This window comes from Stenotrophomonas sp. GW821-FHT01H02A (assembly GCF_059422145.1).
Window position 1 is genome coordinate 306,005 of the sequence record NZ_JBWKWI010000004.1, and the last position, 15,577, is coordinate 321,581.

General features: G+C 65.2%; 12 protein-coding genes. 7 read left to right on the forward strand and 5 right to left on the reverse strand.

What is annotated here, in order from left to right; all coding sequences use genetic code 11:
* Window positions 1-1,092: 1,092 nt before the first annotated feature.
* Window positions 1,093-2,193: a DNA polymerase III subunit beta gene (gene dnaN / locus AC07WC_RS08685; protein ID WP_495209644.1), complete on the reverse strand. Its 1,101-nt coding sequence runs from the start codon at window positions 2,191-2,193 to the stop codon at window positions 1,093-1,095.
* A 276-nt stretch (window positions 2,194-2,469) separates the two neighbouring features.
* Entirely contained in the window at window positions 2,470-3,804 is a 1,335-nt protein-coding gene (gene dnaA / locus AC07WC_RS08690) for a chromosomal replication initiator protein DnaA (RefSeq protein WP_495209645.1), read from the reverse strand.
* A 253-nt stretch (window positions 3,805-4,057) separates the two neighbouring features.
* Between dnaA and rpmH the strand changes: the two genes are divergently transcribed.
* The 5 genes from rpmH to AC07WC_RS08715 all read left to right on the forward strand — a co-directional run bounded on the left by rpmH (window position 4,058) and on the right by AC07WC_RS08715 (window position 9,057).
* Entirely contained in the window at window positions 4,058-4,198 is a 141-nt protein-coding gene (rpmH, locus tag AC07WC_RS08695) for a 50S ribosomal protein L34 (RefSeq protein ID WP_006404565.1), read from the forward strand.
* Between the two features lie 5 nt (window positions 4,199-4,203).
* Window positions 4,204-4,695, forward strand: a complete 492-nt coding sequence (gene rnpA, locus AC07WC_RS08700; protein WP_495209646.1) for a ribonuclease P protein component — start codon at window positions 4,204-4,206, stop codon at window positions 4,693-4,695.
* Window positions 4,695-6,392 carry a membrane protein insertase YidC gene (gene yidC, locus AC07WC_RS08705; protein WP_495209647.1) on the forward strand — a complete coding sequence of 566 codons (1,698 nt, stop codon included), beginning with the start codon at window positions 4,695-4,697 and terminating at the stop codon, window positions 6,390-6,392. The genes rnpA and yidC overlap by 1 nt, the downstream gene beginning before the upstream one ends.
* A 108-nt stretch (window positions 6,393-6,500) precedes the next feature.
* A complete protein-coding gene (gene mnmE, locus AC07WC_RS08710; protein ID WP_495209648.1) occupies window positions 6,501-7,844 on the forward strand; it encodes a tRNA uridine-5-carboxymethylaminomethyl(34) synthesis GTPase MnmE in 1,344 nt (447 codons plus the stop codon).
* 160 nt (window positions 7,845-8,004) lie between these two features.
* Entirely contained in the window at window positions 8,005-9,057 is a 1,053-nt protein-coding gene (locus AC07WC_RS08715) for a glycerophosphodiester phosphodiesterase (protein WP_495209693.1), read from the forward strand.
* A gap of 142 nt (window positions 9,058-9,199) precedes the next feature.
* Here AC07WC_RS08715 and AC07WC_RS08720 read toward each other — a convergent pair whose 3' ends face one another.
* Together AC07WC_RS08720 and AC07WC_RS08725 are read right to left on the reverse strand one after the other, a co-directional pair.
* Window positions 9,200-9,982 (reverse strand): rhomboid family intramembrane serine protease, encoded by a 783-nt coding sequence (locus AC07WC_RS08720; protein ID WP_495209649.1) that lies wholly within the window; start codon window positions 9,980-9,982, stop codon window positions 9,200-9,202.
* A gap of 97 nt (window positions 9,983-10,079) precedes the next feature.
* Window positions 10,080-11,039 carry a TerC family protein gene (locus AC07WC_RS08725; protein ID WP_495209650.1) on the reverse strand — a complete coding sequence of 320 codons (960 nt, stop codon included), beginning with the start codon at window positions 11,037-11,039 and terminating at the stop codon, window positions 10,080-10,082.
* Between the two features lie 302 nt (window positions 11,040-11,341).
* Between AC07WC_RS08725 and AC07WC_RS08730 the strand changes: the two genes are divergently transcribed.
* Entirely contained in the window at window positions 11,342-12,511 is a 1,170-nt protein-coding gene (locus AC07WC_RS08730; RefSeq protein WP_495209651.1) for a class I SAM-dependent rRNA methyltransferase, read from the forward strand.
* A gap of 158 nt (window positions 12,512-12,669) precedes the next feature.
* Window positions 12,670-13,923, forward strand: a complete 1,254-nt coding sequence (locus AC07WC_RS08735; RefSeq protein WP_495209652.1) for a dipeptidase — start codon at window positions 12,670-12,672, stop codon at window positions 13,921-13,923.
* 122 nt (window positions 13,924-14,045) lie between these two features.
* Here the strand turns inward: AC07WC_RS08735 and AC07WC_RS08740 are convergent, their stop codons facing one another.
* Window positions 14,046-15,458 carry an amino acid permease gene (locus AC07WC_RS08740; RefSeq protein WP_495209653.1) on the reverse strand — a complete coding sequence of 471 codons (1,413 nt, stop codon included), beginning with the start codon at window positions 15,456-15,458 and terminating at the stop codon, window positions 14,046-14,048.
* Window positions 15,459-15,577 lie beyond the last annotated feature (119 nt).

Below are 15,577 nucleotides of genomic sequence, written 5' to 3' on the forward strand. Positions count from 1 at the left end.
GGGCAGGGGGAATCGATCAGCTTACTGCATTGCCCCGGTTCCACGTGGTGCCCGGCCTGCCTTGGAGTGGCCTGCGGTGGAGCCGCCAGCTCTGAACCAAACCGATCGATCAGTCGTCGGTCATCCGGGCAATGGCCATCTGCCTTCTAGGCCATGAGGTGCGGAAGCGCGATCGGCCGGAGACGGCACGCCTGCGCTGTGCCACGTGGAACACGTCCGTCGCCGTCGCGTGGCAATGCCAAAGACAGCTCGAATTCCTTCAAATCTGAAGCGCGCGCAGCACTGCGGGGCTGCAGATTTAAAGAAATTTGCCCGAATTTCCACGACGCCCTCCAGGTCGATCGCGCTGCCAGAGGCAGATTCTTTGAATTCCACGGAAGCAGCCGTCCTACCGGGCGTCAGAAATGAATGACTGCCGCGCAGACCCAAACGAGACTGCCCACACCCCCCATGTATGACTTATGCACATCCCATGGGCAATCTGTGGATAAAAAAGACCTTCTGCGCCCCCTCTAAACATATCCACAGGATCACCCCCAGGCTCAGGCCCTGTTTTACCGGGGGTTTCGAGGCTGCATTCTCCTTAAAAACCAAGTACTTAACCTACTTTTCAACCAAATCTGGTCCTACCACCACCACCTAGCTTTAGATTTATATACAGTTTTTAAAAGCATAGAGCAGTCATCCAGCCGTTCAAAAGCCGCCTCCCGCGCCGCGCCGGAGCAAGGAATAAATTCCGACCGTTCGCAACGTAGATTCGTCCAGAATCGACAGATGCCGCAGCAGGCGATCGGCTTGGACCAAGGATTGCTCTGCCCCAGGTCAAGTTGCAGATCGCCATGGACCTGATCCTCAAGCGGATCAAATACTGCTGACAATCACGGCTCGGTCCCCGGCGACCTGCTGCTGACCGCTTGGTTCTGGCGTTGGTTTTCGCGCAGCGGCTCAGTTGATCCAGGCACTGCAATCAGCTTTTGCCACCAGTGCGCTGATGCTCCACGTGGAACATCGTTTGCTTCACCCAAAAAGAAACCCGGCAGTGCCGGGCTTCTCAAAACAACGCGGTTCCACGTGGAACCTGCGCGGCTCTGGTCAGAGACGCAGCGGCATCACCACGTGGCGGGACTTCTCGCTGCTGGCCTCACGCACCAGGGCAGAGGAGTTGGAATCGCGCAGCTGGATCACGACATGCTCATCGCGCAGTGCCGACAGCGCGTCCAGCAGATAGTTCACGTTGAAGCCAATGGCCAGATCGCTGATCGTGGTATCGGCCTCGATCTCTTCCTGGGCTTCCTCCTGCTCCGGGTTGTGCGCGCTGATCTTCAGGTTGCCCGACGAGCACTCCACGCGGATACCGCGGTACTTCTCGTTGGAGAGAATCGCGGCACGTTGCAGCGACGCACGCAGGGCTTCGCGATCGACCCTCACTTCACGGTCCGCACCGATCGGGATCACGGCCTCGTAATCCGGGAAGCGACCGTCGATCAGCTTCGAGGTGAAGGTCACATCGTCGCGCTTGACGCGGACGTGGCAGCGGCCAACTTCCAGCTCGATCTCACGGTCGCCGTTTTCCAGCAAACGCTGCAGCTCGGTCACGCCCTTGCGCGGCACGATGATCTGGCGCTTGGCGCCGCTGGCTTTTTCCAGCTCGGTTTCGCACAGCGCCAGGCGGTGACCATCGGTCGCCACGGTACGTAGTGTATCGCCGCGCAGGTCGAACAGCAGACCGTTGAGGTAATAGCGCACGTCCTGCTGGGCCATCGCGAACGCGGTGCGCTCGATCAGTTCCTTCAGGGTCGCTTCGCCGATGGCGACGCGCTCGGTGGCTTCGACTTCGTCTACCGACGGGAAGTCATTGGCCGGCAACGTTGCCAGGGTGAAACGGCTGCGCCCGGCTTGCACGGTGATCTTGTCACCGGTCTGCGAGACGGTGATCCGGCTGCCATCGGGCAGGGCGCGGATGATCTCGAACAGCTTGCGGGCGGGGATGGTGGTCTCGCCGTCCTGGGCATCTTCCACCGCGATCCGCGACACCATTTCCACTTCCAGGTCCGTACCGGTCAGCGACAGCTGTCCGTTCTGGACCTGAACCAGGAAATTAGCCAGAACCGGCAGGGTCTGGCGGCGTTCGACCACGTTGACGACTTGTGCCAACGGCTTGAGAAAGGCTTCGCGCTGCAGTGTGAAACGCATGTGGTTCCGTGCCCCTATGCTTTAAAAAAATGTGGAATAAATCAAAAGCTTGGTGGTGCTGGTAGGGCCAGAATCGCGGGAAAACACGACTAAGCCTTTGTAAACAAAAGGATTTCTGACCTCGAAACCCTCTGCATTACTAGCCCCCAAGGGGTGGGGAAAGATGTGGATAACTTTACCGCCGAATCGAGCGGCATTTTTATCCACAGCCTGTCCCGCGCTTACTACCGGATTCTGCACCGTTTTATGCGATGACGCCTTAGCGGCGTACATGCATCATTCGCTCAACTTCCGGATCAGCTTGTCCCAGTCTTCCCGCAACTTGCCGTCCGCTTCCATCAACGTCCGGATCTGCCGGCAGGCATGCAGCACCGTGGTGTGGTCCCGGCCGGCAAAGGCGTCGCCGATTTCCGGCAGGCTGTGCTCGGTCAGTTCCTTGGTCAGGGCCATGGCGACCTGACGGGGACGGGCCAGCGAACGGGTCCGACGTTTGGACAGCAGATCCTTGATCTGCAGCCCGTAGTAGTCGGCCACGGTTTTCTGGATGTTGGGAATGCTGATCGCCTGCTGCTGGGCGCGAAGCAGATCGCGCAGGGTTTCCTGGGCGAAATCAGTGGTGATCGCACGGCCGGTGAAATTGGCGCGTGCGGCCAGGGTATTCAACGCACCTTCGAGGTCGCGGACATTGGAGCGCATCTTCTTGGCAATCAGAAACGCCACATCGTCGGGGATATCGGTGCCACGCTCGCGGGCCTTGGCCAGCACGATCGCTGCGCGCGTCTCGAAGTCCGGCGGCTCGATCGCCACCGACAGGCCCCAGGCCAGCCGCGACTTCAGCCGTGCTTCCAGGCCCTCGACTTCGCGCGGGTACCGGTCGCAGGTCAGGATGATCTGCTGCTTGCCGTCGAACAGGGCGTTGAACGTATGGAAGAACTCTTCCTGGGTACGGTCCTTGCCGGCAAAGAACTGGATGTCATCGATCAGCAGCGCGTCCACCTGCTGGAACTGGCGCTTGAACTGGTCCATGGTTTTTTCCTGCAGCGCACGGATCATCGCGCTGAAGAACTGTTCCGAACGCAGGTACAGCACCTTGGCCGCCGGGTTGGCCTGACGCATCGCATTGCCAGCCGCGAACATCAGGTGGGTCTTGCCCAGGCCGGTCCCGCCATACAGCAGCAACGGGTTGTGGGCACGGTCGCCCGGCTTCTGCGCCGCCTGGAACGCCGCGGCCAGGCCCAGCTGGTTGCTGCGGCCCTCCACGAAGTTGGCGAAGGTGTAGTGCGAATCCATGTTGCCGGCGAACGGCACCAGGGGCTCGGCCGGCACCGCCGGCGCGGACAGGCCCGGAATCGGCGCGATCTGCGCCTCTACCGGACGCGGACGCGAGCCGATTTCAAGAAAAACGTCGCCGAAACCGGCGAAGTGCGCCAGCAGTTCCTTGATGCGCGGCAGATACAGCTCGCGCACCTGGTCGACGATGAAGGCGTTTGGCGCATAAAGCACCAGGCTGTCCGCGCGCAGATCTGCCTGCAGCGGCTTCAACCAGGTGTGAACATCCTCGGGCGGAAACTCCGCTTCGAGGCGTTCGAGAGAACGAGACCAGGCATCCATCGGCAATAATCGTCTGGGGCCAGCGGATAGGCGAACAAAAGCGCCGCACCGCAGGCCGGAAGGGGGGAAGAATGGATGGCGCAGACTACCACCGACGAGGGGGGCCGGGAATGGTTGTCCCAAAGTTATTCACAAAATGATCCACAGCTATTGCACAGCCCGGTGAATTCCCGTAGTGACAGACACTTGACGGGACCTCGATGAGGTCTATAGAATTTCCGGTTCTTTCCGTCCCCTTCATATAGAGGCCCGCATGGCCACCAAGCGCACTTTCCAACCCAGCAACCTCAAGCGTAAGCGCGACCATGGCTTCCGTGCCCGTATGAAGACCGCTGACGGCCGCAAGATCCTGTCGCGTCGCCGCGCCAAGGGCCGTAAAGTCCTGAGCGCTTGATTGCAATGCCGCTTCCCGCGGCAGACGCAATCCTGACTGTGAGCAGTTCCGACCCGCGCAAGCGATTTCCTCGCTCTGCGCGGGTTCGTACGCGTGCCGAATATACAACGGTCTTCAACGGCGCCCGCCGTGTGTCCGATCCGCTGATGACCCTGCACTGGCTGAAGAGCGATACGCCAGCCAGGTTGGGTCTTGCGGTGTCGCGCAAAGTCGATCCCCGAGCCGTGGGTCGCAACCGAGTGAAGCGTGTGCTGCGCGATGCCACACGCCATCTACGGCCGTGGATGAGTGCCGGCGATTACGTCGTCGTTGCCCGCAGTGCCGCCCGTACCGCCAGCAATTCAGAAATCCGCCAGGCCTTTGAACGCCTGCTGCGCCGCCTTGGCGCATTGCCCATGCCGGGCGCGGACGGCACAATGCCGCCGCCCCTGGGCGTTGCACCCCTTTCCCAGTCCGAGCCGGCATTGCGTGCCGGCCCCGCCGAGCCTGCACGCTGATGAACCAGACCCGCGTTTTCCTGATTTTTGCCTGGCTGATGGTGGCCGTGTTGCTGTGGATGGAGTGGGGCCGCGACAAAGCCGCGCCGCCGACCCCGGCCGTGGCCACCCAGACCACCCAGGCCAGCGTGCCGGGTGCGGCTGCCGGCAGCATCCCGGGTGCGCCCGTGCCCCAGGCCGACGGCTCCCTGCCGGCGGCACAGCCGACCGCACAGACCGAGGCCGGTCCGGCCCGCGTCACCATCACCACCGACGTGCTGCGTCTGGTCCTGGACGGTGGCACGGTGCTGGATGCCGAGCTGCTGCAGTTCCCGCAGACCAAGGAAGAAGGCAGCCCGCCGGTCCGCCTGCTGACGGAAGAGGCCACCCACCCGTACCGCGCGGTCAGTGGCTGGATCAGTGAAGACAAGACCATGCCGGTGCCGGCCGCCAACGGCTTCAAGCTGGTCGGCGACAACCACGACTTCGTGCTGGCCAAGGGCCAGGACGAGGTCACGGTGCCGTTTGAATGGACCGGCCCGAACGGCGTGACCATCCGCCGCACCTACTCGCTGGGTCGCAACGAGTACGCGATCACGGTCAAGGATGAAGTCGTCAACGGCGGCAGCGCCCCGTGGAGCGGCTACGTGTTCCGCACCCTGGACCGCACCCCGACCATCCTGTCGCGCAGCATGACCAACCCGGACTCGTTCAGCTTCAACGGCGCGACCTGGTTCAGCCCGCAGGACGGTTACGAGCGTCGGGCGTTCAAGGATTATCTGGACGACGGCCACCTCAACCGCACCATCACCGGCGGCTGGCTGGCGATGCTGCAGCACCACTTCTTCACCGCGTGGATTCCGCAGGCCGACCAGGCCGCGCAGTACTCGCTGGCGCAGAACAACGGCCGTGACCAGATCGAAGCGCGTGGCCCTGCCTTCACCGTGGCTCCGGGCCAGCAGGTCAGCACCGAGGCCCGCCTCTGGGTGGGCCCGAAGCTGGTCAACCTGATCGCCAAGGAAGACGTGAAGGGCCTGGACCGCGTGGTCGATTACAGCCGCTTCTCGCTGATGGCCATCATCGGCCAGGGCCTGTTCTGGGTCCTCAACCAGGTCCACAAGGTCGTCAACAACTGGGGCTGGGCAATCGTCGGCTTGGTGGTGCTGCTGAAGCTGGTGCTGTACCCGCTGTCGGCCGTGCAGTACAAGTCCGGTGCCAAGATGCGGCGCTTCCAGCCGCGCATCGCGCAGCTCAAGGAACGCTATGGCGATGACCGCCAGAAGTTCCAGACCGCGATGATGGAGCTGTACAAGAAAGAGAAGATCAACCCGATGGGCGGCTGTCTGCCGATCCTGATCCAGATGCCGATCTTCTTCGCGCTGTACTGGGTGCTGGTGGAATCGGTGGAACTGCGCCAGGCCCCATGGCTGGGCTGGATCCAGGATCTGACCGCGCGTGACCCGTACTTCATCCTGCCGGTGATCAACGTGGCGGTGATGTGGGCCACGCAGAAGCTGACGCCGGCCCCGGGCATGGACCCGATGCAGGCCAAGATGATGCAGTTCATGCCGCTGGTGTTCGGGGTCATGATGGCCTTCATGCCGTCCGGCCTGGTGCTGTACTGGGTCGTCAACGGCGGCCTGGGCCTGCTCCAGCAGTGGTGGATGACCAAGCGCCATGGCAGCGACCCGCTGCCGGTCGTCACCGCCAAGAAGTAAGCTGCACAGGAGACCCGCCGCAAGGCGGGTTTCCTGCATCTGCGGCCCGCGCAGCCGTGCGGTCCGTAGAATGCCCCCTGATTCCCCGCATGCTGCAGTGAGCCCGACATGACCCACGCCCCTGACACCATCGTGGCCATCGCCACCGCGCCCGGCGCGGGCGGCGTGGGCATGCTGCGGCTGTCCGGCCCGCAGGCGCGCTCCATCGCCGAGGCGATCGGCGTGCGCGCGATGCAGCCACGGTACGCGCACTACGCGCGCTTCCGCGATGCGGGCGGCGAGGTGATCGACGACGGTATCGCGCTATGGTTCCCGGCCCCGAACAGCTTCACCGGCGAAGAAGTGGTGGAACTGCAGGGGCATGGCAGCCCGGTGGTCCTGCAGCAGCTGGTGGCGCGCTGCATCGCGCTGGGGGCACGGCAGGCGCGACCCGGTGAGTTCAGCGAGCGGGCCTTCCTCAACGGCAAGCTCGACCTGGCCCAGGCCGAAGCCATCGCCGACCTGATCGCCGCCAGCGATACCCGCGCAGCGCGCGCGGCACGCCGCTCGCTGGATGGCGTGTTCTCGCGCCGCGTGGATGAGGTGGCAGAACAGCTTGTTCTGTTGCGGATCCACGTGGAAGCGGCGATCGATTTCGCCGACGAGCCGCTCGATACCCTCGGCGGCGCGCAGGTCCGCAGCGGCCTGGTCACCGCGCTGCAGGCGTTGATCCGGCTGCGCGACGATGCCGAACGTGGCCGCAGGCTGCGCGACGGCCTGCATGCGGTGCTGGTCGGGCCACCGAACGCCGGCAAGAGTTCGCTGCTCAATGCGCTGGCCGGCAGCGAGCGCGCCATCGTTACCGACATCGCCGGCACCACCCGCGACACCCTGCGCGAGACCATCCGCATCGACGGGTTGGAACTGACCCTGGTCGACACCGCCGGCCTGCGCGAAGGCGGCGATGCGATCGAACGCGAAGGCATGCGCCGGGCGCGTGCGGAGATGCAGCGCACCGACCTGGCCATCGTGGTGGTCGATGCGCGCGATCCCCAGTCCGGCCGCGACGCGGTGGGCGACAGCATCGCCGAGGTGCCGCAGCAGCTGTGGATCCACAATAAGAGCGATCTGCTGGGCGCGATTCCGTCTGACCCCGCTGCGGACGTGGTGCATGTCTCGGCCGCGACCGGACTCGGCCTGGATCAGCTGCACGCGCGCCTGCGTGCGCTGGCCAGTGGCAGCGCCGGCGACAGCGTGGACGGCGAGTTCTCCGCGCGTGCCCGCCACGTGGAGGCGATCAGCCAGGCCATCGGCCATGCCGAGCGCGCCGAATCGGAGCTGGTCCACGAGCACCTGGAGCTGGCCGCGGAGGAACTGCGCCTGGCCCACGAAGCACTCGGCGGGATCACCGGGCGGATGAGCGCGGATGATCTGCTGGGGCGGATCTTCTCGAGCTTCTGCATCGGCAAGTAGGTGGCGCTGCCGTTCCCTGCGTTGTCATAAAGCCACCGCATACTGCGCAGGACGATCACGCCCCGCACCGGTGGGGCCTTGAAGCCAGGGGTTTGCAGTGTCCAAGCAGTTGTGGGGAGGTGTGTTGCTGGTGTCGCTGGCCGTGGCACCATCGGTGGCCATGAGCGCTGAATCGTCTTCCCCTACGCCGGCCAGAGCCGCCGTCTACGGCCACCGTGGCGCCAGTGCGCTGCTGCCCGAGCACACGCTCGCCGCGTATGCCCAGGCCATCGCCGACGGCGCCGACTACATCGAGCCGGACCTGGTGATGACCAAGGACGGCGTGCTGGTATCGCGGCACGAGAACGAGATCGGTGGCACCACCGATGTGGCCGACCATCCGGAGTTCGCCAGCCGCAAGACCGTCAAGACCATCGACGGCGAGCGCATCGAAGGCTGGTTCACCGAAGACTTCACCCTGGCCGAGCTGAAGACGCTGTATGCCCGCGAGCGCTTGCCGCAGCTGCGCAGCACCGCTTTCGACGGCCAGTTCCGCATCGCCACCCTGGACGAGATCATCGCCTTCCTGGTGCAGCAGGCCGGCCGCGCCAGCCGCGGCATCGGGCTGGTGCCGGAGATCAAGCACGGCACCTACTTCACGCGCATTGGCCTGCCGATGGAAGACAAGGTGGTCGCCGCGCTGCAGGGCAACGCCTATACCAGCGTGGCGCCGGTGACGATCCAGTCCTTCGAGGTCGGCAACCTGCGCTACCTGCGCGGCAAGCTCGGCCGCGACAGCAACATCCGCCTGCTGCAGCTGCTCGGCGATCCCACCCAGCAGCCCGGTGACGTGCTGGCCGCCAAGGGCCGCCAGCGCTATGCCGACCTGATCACGCCGGCCGGGCTGCGCGAGGTGGCCACCTATGCCGACGGCATCGGCCCGAGCCTGCGCATGGTGATCCCGCTGGACGCGCAGGGGAACCTGGGCACCCCGACCGCGCTGGTGCGCGACGCGCATGCAGCGGGTCTGATGGTGGTGCCGTATACCTTCCGGCCGGAGAACTATTTCCAGGCCGCGGAGTTCCGCAAGGGCGAGCCGAATGCCCGCAATGCGGATGGCTCGATCGCCGAGATGCGGGCCTACCTGGCCACCGGCATCGATGCGTTCTTCACCGATGACCCGGCGCTGGGCCGGCGCGCGGTGGACGGCGATGGGACACCGGCGACCCGGTAGGTACCCACCGTTGGTCGGTACGATCGTGATCGGTGCTACGCGCATCGACCTTGGTCGGTGGACGCGATATCGGAATGTCCGGCGCACGGCAGACACGCATGGCGTGGCTCTACCTCGGCATGCCATCAGATGGCGTCGCCGGTCAGTCCAGCGATGACCCTTCATCGCGCCGCCGGAACGGCAGCACCACGAAGTCACGTCCCTCGCGCGGTTGCCACAGCACCGGCACGCGGGTCGGGGAGGGCGGCTCCAGATCGGCGTCGCGCGCGGCCTCGAGGTCGTCCTCTTCCTCGTCCTCCCAGCTGTAGCGCTTGCGCGGTGCCATCGGGTCGGAGAGGCGGAACAGCAGCGCGCTGATGATGCCGGCGAAAGCGCCGCCCATGTGCGACTGCCAGGACACGCCCGGCTCGTGCGGCAGGATGGTCAGCAGCATGCTGCCGTAGAACAGGAAGGCGATCAGTCCGGCCGCGATCGCCGGCCGGTCGCGGCGCAGCAGGCCGAGCACGAACACCAGGAACATCAGGCCGTGGGTGATACCGCTGGCGCCGAGATGGCGGCTGCCGAGATCGCCGAGCAGCCACGCACCCAGGCCCGAGCCGACCCACAGCAGGGGCAGCGCGCGCAGTGTTGCCTTGGGATAGACGCTGCCGGCCAGGGTGCCGAGGATCAGCAGGGCTGCCGCATTGGCGCCCAGATGCTGGATCGAGCCGTGCAGCAGCGGGGCACCGAGAATGCCGAGCAGGCCGGCCTTGTCCAGCGGGGCCACCGCCCACGGACGCCAGTCGAAGTGGCCCTGGGCGGTATACACCGCGACCAGCAGCAGCACGAAGGCCAGGCTCAGGTTGAACGCCCGCAGTACTCCACCACGGTCGTTGCGGGACGGGACCGGCGACGCGCCGGTGGGCTGGGGCAGGTTGGCGTTCATACCCTTAGGGATGGCGGCGCCCTCGATGAACACAAGGGCAACGCCGTGGGAGAGAGAGGTACCGCCTGCGGGACAATCCCGCAGGCGGCACCGTGGGTCAGGCGTGGCCGCCTTCCTTCGGCGGGTTCTTCAGGCTCAGCACCACGGTCGCGGCGATGATCACCGCCACCACGCCCAGCGAGATCGGGGTAGGGATCTTGAAGAGGTCGATCAGCATCATCTTGATGCCGATGAAGGCCAGTACCAGGGCCAGGCCGTACGGCAGCAGGTGGAAGCGATCGGCCATGCCGGCCAGCAGGAAGAACATGGCGCGCAGGCCCAGCACCGCGAAGACGTTGGAGGTCAGCACGATGAACGGGTCAGTGGTGATCGCGAAGATCGCCGGGATGCTGTCCACCGCGAAGATCACGTCGGTCACCGCGATCAGGATCAGCACCACGAACAGCGGGGTGAACCAGCGCTTGCCGTCGCGCATCACGCTCATCGCGTTGCCGGCGTAGTCCGGCAGCAGGCGCAGGTGCTTGCGCATCCAGCGCAGGGCAGGGTTGGTCTCCAGATCCGGCTCGCTGCCGGCCGAGAACCACATCTTCCAGCCGGTGAAGAGCAGGAACGCGCCGAACACGTAGAGCAGCCAATGGAACTTGGTCAGCAGTACGCTGCCGGCGAAGATCATGATCGTACGCAGCACGATCGCGCCAAGAATGCCGATGATAAGCACTTTCTGGCGCTGTTCCTCGGGCACCGCGAAGTAGCCCATGATCATCAGGAACACGAAGATGTTGTCCACCGCCAGGGCTTTCTCGACCAGGTAACCGGTCAGGAACTCCAGCCCGACCTTGTTGGCCACTACCTGGCCGGCGGTCTCGTTCAGGTAGTACCAGAGGCCACCGTTGAAGGCCAGGGCCAGCACCACCCAGCCGATCGACCACCACAGGGCCTCCTTGAAGGTGACCTTGTGCGGCCCGCCGTGTCGCATCAATACGAGATCGACCAGCAACGCGATGATCACCACCGCGCCGAAGCCGCCCCACAACCACAAATTACCGATCGTCTGCATGGGTATGTCCGTTGGAAAAAATAGATGTCCTCAAGCCGGACGGCGAGGATCTGCAACGGAGGATCGGGGGGATCCGGGGACAGAGCTTCGCCATTCGGCGAAGGTCTCGCTCGCAGCCCCGATGGGTGGGACTGCCGTTGCACCGGAGCCTGCGGGCTCGAATTGACGGCGACAACGTCTGGGAGCTACTCCCCTTCTGGCGCCGATTCTGCGGGGTGCCCGGGCCGGCGTCAAATCCTTTCCTTGCCCAGACCCCGATCCCCCGTACAGAGCGCTGCGGGCTTCCCGTTTACAATACGCAGATGAATACCCCCCTTCCCGTTGTCCGCCTCAAGAACGCCTGGCGCTCCAGCCACCCGTGGATCTTCCAGAAACTGGTCGAAAAGCCGGCCGTCCGTCCCAAACCCGGTGCCATCGTCGACGTCGTCGGCGTGGACGGGGAGTGGATCGGGCGTGGCTTCTACAACGGTCACTCGCGGATCGCCGTGCGCATCCTGGAGACCGATCAGGCCATCCCGGTCGACGCCGGCTGGTTCTCGCGCAAGATCGCGCAGGCGGTGTCGCTGCGTCGTGAGGTGCTGAAGCTGGACCAGGTCTCCGACGCCTGGCGCGTGGTCCACAGCGAAGGCGACGGCCTGTCCGGCCTGGTCGTGGACCGCTATGGCGACCTGGTCGTGGTCGAATTCTTCGCCGCCGGCATGTTCCGCCACCGCGAATGGGTCTACGAGGCCCTGCGCGAACAGTTCCCGGGCTGCCGTTTCCACAGCTTCGCCGACGAGCACGTGCAGAAGCAGGAAAGCTTCGACTTCCACGGCAACACCACCACCGAAGCATCGGTGATCACCGAGTACGGCGTGAAGTTCCGGGCCGACCCGGCCGGCGCGCACAAGACCGGCTTCTTCGCTGACCAGCGCGAGAACCGCCAGTGGCTGAGCCAGCAGGTGGAAGGCAAGACCGTGCTGGACCTGTGCTGCAACACCGGTGGCTTCGCGGTGTATGCCGCCGCGCGCGGTGCGGCTGAAGTGGTCGGCATCGACATCGATGAAGACGTGATCGCCATCGCCAAGGGCAACGCCAAGCTCAACAACGTGCGCCCGAAGTTCATCCAGTCCGACATCTTCCCGTGGCTGCGCGATGCATCCAACCGTGGTGAGCAGTACGACGTGGTGATCCTCGACCCGGCCAAGATGACCCGCGACCGCGACCAGGTCATCACCGCGTTGAAGAAGTACCTGGACATGAACAAGCTGGCGCTCGGCGTGGTCAAGCCGGGCGGCCTGCTTGCCACGTTCTCGTGCACCGGCCTGGTGGCCGAGGATCAGTTCCTGGACATGCTGCGCCGCGCCGCGTTCTACGCCGGCCGCACCATCCAGATCCTGAAGGTGGCCGGCGCCGGTCCGGATCATCCGTTCATGGCCCACGTGCAGGAATCGCGCTACCTCAAGGCCGTGTTCTGCCGCGTGGTGGATTGATTCGCAGGCGCCCGGCTACGTTCGGCATCGGGTAGTGCCGGCCGCTGGCCGGTTCTTCCTGGTCTTCGATGTCGCGGGGAGCCGGCCAGCGGCCGGCACTACCGTTTGTTGTCCGCTCGGCGCTATGGTCTGACGCTTCCCATCCAAGGTGAGGCGTCATGACGTTGCGCAGTCTGTCTTTGCTGGTCTCACTGGCGTTGTGCACGCCGCTGGCGGCCTACGCGATCGAGTTCACCCCGCAGGAGCTGGCCCGGGCCTCCACGCTGCAGCAGCGCCTGCTGACCCTGGACAGTCATCTCGACACACCGGCCAATTTTCACCGCGACGGCTTCGACATCGCCCAGCGGCACGACCACAACGCGCTGTCGCAGGTGGATTACCCGCGCATGGTCGAAGGTGCGCTCGACGGCGGCTTCTGGGCCATCTACACCGACCAGGGTGACCGCAGCGCGCAGGCGCATCAGCATGACCGGGATGCCGGCCTGCTGCGCCTGAGCGAAATCCGCGAGATGCTTGCCGCGCACCCGGACACTTTCCAACTCGCGCTGACCCCCATCGACGCTGCGCGCATCAAGGCCGCCGGCAAGCGCGTGGTCTACATCAGCATGGAGAACGCCAGCCCGCTGGTCGACGATCCCACGCTGCTCAGTTACTACCACCTGGCCGGCCTGCGCCTGCTCAGCACCGTGCACTTCGCCAACAACGAGTTCGCCGATTCGGCCACCGATCCCAAGGGCGCCGAATGGAAGGGCCTGAGCCCGGCCGGCAAGGCGCTGGTGGATGAAGCGGTGCGGCTGGGCATCGTCATCGATCAGTCGCATGCCTCCGATGCGGTGTTCGATGATCTGATCGAGCGCATGCCGGTGCCGTTCGTGCTCTCGCACAGCTCGGCCAAGGCGATCTACAACCATCCGCGCAATCTCGATGATGCGCGTCTGAAGCGGCTGGCCAAGGCCGGTGGGGTGATCCAGGTCAATGCCTATGGCGGTTACCTGATCGACACCGGCAAAAGCGAAGCGCGCACGGCGGCCGAGTCGGCCCTGATGGAGCAGCTCGGCACCGATTACGACGGGATGAGCATCCAGCAGGGCGTCGCGCTGAAGCAGGGGCTGGAGGAAATCGACCAGCGCATCCCGTTGCGCAAGGCCACGCTGGACGATTTCTTCGCCCACTTCGAGCACATCCTGAAGGTAGTCGGTCCCGAGCACGTCGGCATCGGCCTGGACTGGGATGGTGGCGGTGGCCTGGCCGATCTGCCCGACGTGAGCCAGCTGCCGAAGATCACCGCCTGGCTGCTGCGCAAGGGCTACAGCGAGAGGCAGATCGCCGGCATCTGGGGCGGCAACCTGCTGCGTGTCATGCAGCAGGCGCAGGATCACGCCGCCAAGGTCGCCGCGGCCGCGAAGCCCTGAGCACCAGTGCTGCGTCGCGCGCTGGCGGGACTCTCCTTCGCCAGCGCCAGTAAAGAAAAAGGCAGGCCCTGGGCCTGCCTTTCTCATGACCGCTTACGCCGACCGTTGGCCGGCACCGCCACTCAGCCCTTGCCCAGCACCGCATTGCGGCGCCCGTAGGCGAAGTAGGCGATCAGGCCCAGTACGTTCCACGCCAGGAAGTACAACTGCGTGGTGCTCGGCAGGCTGAAGAACAGGTACACGCAGCCGATCACCGCCAGCGGGCCGACCACGTAGGCCAGCGGCGTGCGGAACTTGCGCACGCGGTTCGGCTCGCGCTTGCGCAGCACCACCAGGCACAGGCCCACCGCGGTGAACGCGGCGAGCGTGCCGGCGTTGGCCAGCGCGGCGATTTCATCCAGTCGGGCCACGCCGGCCAGCGCCGCAACCAGCACCGCAGTGAACAGCGTGGTCGCGATCGGGGTGCCGGTGCGCGCGCTGACCTTGGACAGCCCACGCGGCAGCAGGCCATCGCGCGACATGACGAAGAAGATGCGGCTCTGGCCATACAGGAAGGCCAGCAGCACGGTCGGCAGCGCGATCACGGCGGCCGCGCCGATCCACTTGGCCGCGCCCGGGCTGCCCAGCTCGCGCAGGATCAGCGCCAGCGGCTCGGCGCTCTGGCCGAAGATCGTGTAGCTCATCGCACCCACGGCGGCCAGCGCCACCAGCACGTAGATGATGGTGCAGCCGACCATCGAGCCGATGATGCCGATCGCCAGGTCGCGCTCGGGCTTCTTGGTCTCTTCGGCGGCGGTGGAGATCGCATCGAAGCCGTAGAACGCGAAGAAGATGATCGCCGCTGCCGCCATCACCCCGCGTTCCACACCATCAGCACCCAGCGACTTGACGAAGCCGAACGGCATGAACGGCTCCATGTGGCCGGTGTCGAAGTGCGGCAGGGCGATCGCCACGAACACGGTCAGCGCGATGATCTTGACCACCACCAGGACCGCGTTGAGGGTCGCGCTCTCCTTGGTGCCCGCCATCAGCATGCCGGCCACCAGGAAGGTGATCAGCACCGCCGGCAGGTTGATGAACCCCCCGGCCACGTGCGGGCCCGCGGTGAGTGCAAGCGGCAGGTCGATGCCCCAGCCGTGCAGGAAGCCGACCGCGTAGCCGGACCATCCGACCGCGACCGTGCTGACCACCAGCGAATATTCCAGGATCAGGCTCCAGCCCACCACCCAAGCCACCATCTCGCCGAGTGCGGTATAGCTGTAGGTGTAGGCGCTGCCGGCGGCGGGCATCATCGTGGCCAGTTCGGCATAGGACAGCGCCGCGCAGGCGCAGACCGCGCCGGCGATGGCGAAGGAGATCAGCACGGCGGGCCCGGCCAGGTTGGCGCCCACGCCGATCAGGGTGTAGATGCCGGTGCCGACGATCGCGCCGATGCCCAGCGCGATCAGATGCGGCCAACTCAGGGTCGGAATCAATTGCCTGCCGGCTTCATGGACGGTGACAGTGTCTAGGGACTTGCGCCGGAGCAATGACATGGGGCCTCGCGGTGGATGACTGTTAACGACAAGTCTGCGAGTTTTACCGAACGCGGCGCAGCATTACTACTGCCAAGCGTCGTAAGCGGCTGCACGACGGCCATGACTGGGGCGAAGGT